Source organism: Aeromicrobium sp. PFPM2_SD2 (genome assembly GCF_057364525.1).
Map to the genome: position 1 here is coordinate 1 of NZ_JBNFNZ010000533.1, position 1,540 is coordinate 1,540.

Annotated in this window: 2 protein-coding genes; both read left to right on the forward strand. The window is 74.0% G+C overall.

The annotated features are described in order from the left end of the window. Positions 1 to 56: 56 nt before the first annotated feature. Complete coding sequence (locus AC2W7G_RS15990) at positions 57 to 656, forward strand: GNAT family N-acetyltransferase (protein WP_485869306.1); 600 nt, start codon at positions 57 to 59, stop codon at positions 654 to 656. A 91-nt stretch (positions 657 to 747) separates the two neighbouring features. After that, a partial coding sequence (sepX, locus tag AC2W7G_RS15995; RefSeq protein WP_485869307.1) for a divisome protein SepX/GlpR occupies positions 748 to 1,540 on the forward strand: 793 nt, incomplete at its 3' end.

Consider the following 1,540-nt stretch of genomic DNA (forward strand, 5'->3'; position numbering starts at 1 on the left):
GTCGTGCCCCACCTGGTCGACCAGGTGCACGGCGGTGACCACGAGCGGAGCGAGGGATGAGCCCCGGCTGGCCCGCCCAGCTCCAGCACGGACGCGTCGGACTGCGACCGCTGCGCGTGCGCGACGCCGCCGAGTGGCGCCGCCTGCACGACGCCAACCGCGACTGGCTCACCCCGTGGGAGGCGACGCTGCCCGAGGCGTCCGGCCCGGGGTTCCTCAGCGTCCGCGCGATGATCCGGACGCTGCGCCGGCGGGCCCGGCAGGGCCACACGATGCCGTTCGTCATCACCTGGGACGGTCGGATGGTCGGCCAGATGACGGTCAGCGGCATCACCATGGGCTCGGCGCGCTGGGCCAGCGTCGGCTACTGGGTGGCGCAGAGCCACGCGGGCCGTGGCATCACCCCGACCGCGCTCGCGCTCGTGTGCGACCACCTGCTCGGCACGGTCGGCCTGCACCGCGTCGAGATCGCCATCCGGCCCGAGAACGAGGCCAGCCTGCGGGTCGTGGAGAAGCTCGGCTTCCAGCGCATCGGCCTGGCCCCGCGCTACCTGCACATCGCCGGGCGCTGGTGCGACCACTGGCTGTTCCAGGTCGTCGCCGAGGACGTCCACGGCACGATGCTGGACCGGCTGCGTCCGGACGCCGAGCGCTGACCCCACCCGTCACAGCCGTCACACGCGCAACTTCCGCGACACACGCGCGTCGCTGCCCGTCCCGGTGCTCGCGAGGTCCTACCGTGGGTCTGTGAGTTACGGCAGCGGCTTCATCCTGGCCTTCATCGTCGCCCTGTGGGCGGCGTTCGTGGTGCCGTACATGCTGCGCCGCTACGACGAGGCCACCCAGACCCGCACGGTCGAGAAGTTCTCCTCGCTCACCCGCGTCATCCCGCACCGTCGCTCCGGCGACGCCGCCGACGTGGAGGTCGAGGTGACCGTCGAGACCGCTCCGGCTCCGGTCGAGCGTCCGGTCGCGACGCCGGAGATGGTCCGCGTCGCGGCGATCCGCCGCCGACGCGTCCTGTTCACGCTGCTGACCGCGCTGGTGGTCGTCGGCGCCCTCACCGTCTCGGCCGTCGTCCCCGTGTGGGCCCCGGCGTCCCGGTCGCGCTCATCGCCGCCTGGCTCGTCGCCTGCCGCGTGCAGGTGCGCGGCGAGCAGGGCCTGTCGCGCCCCGTCGCTGCGCCGGCCGCGCCGCGCGGCCGCCGAGGTCGAGGACGACCGCGAGGACACCATCGTGGTCTCGGGCCAGCTCGAGGAGCACGACCCGCACCGCAAGCACGTCATGCTCGAGGAGCCGCTGACCGTCGACGCGCTGGACCAGAAGATCCAGATCGCCGTCCCGGTCGGCACCACCGCCGGCTCGGGCCTGTGGGACCCGCTCCCGGTCACCCTGCCGACCTACGTCACCAAGCCCCGCGCCGGTCGCACCGTGCGCACCGTCGACTTCGGCGAGCCGGGCACCTGGACGTCGGGCCACGTCGAGGGCGAGGACGTCCGCCTGCCCCGGTCGCGACGAGAGCGGCCAGCCGCTCGAGGCG

Bases quoted from the DNA above. Each gene is read 5' to 3' on its own strand.
- AC2W7G_RS15990 (WP_485869306.1), top strand. From the start codon at position 57: ATGAGCCCCGGCTGGCCCGCCCAGCTCCAGCACGGACGCGTCGGACTG.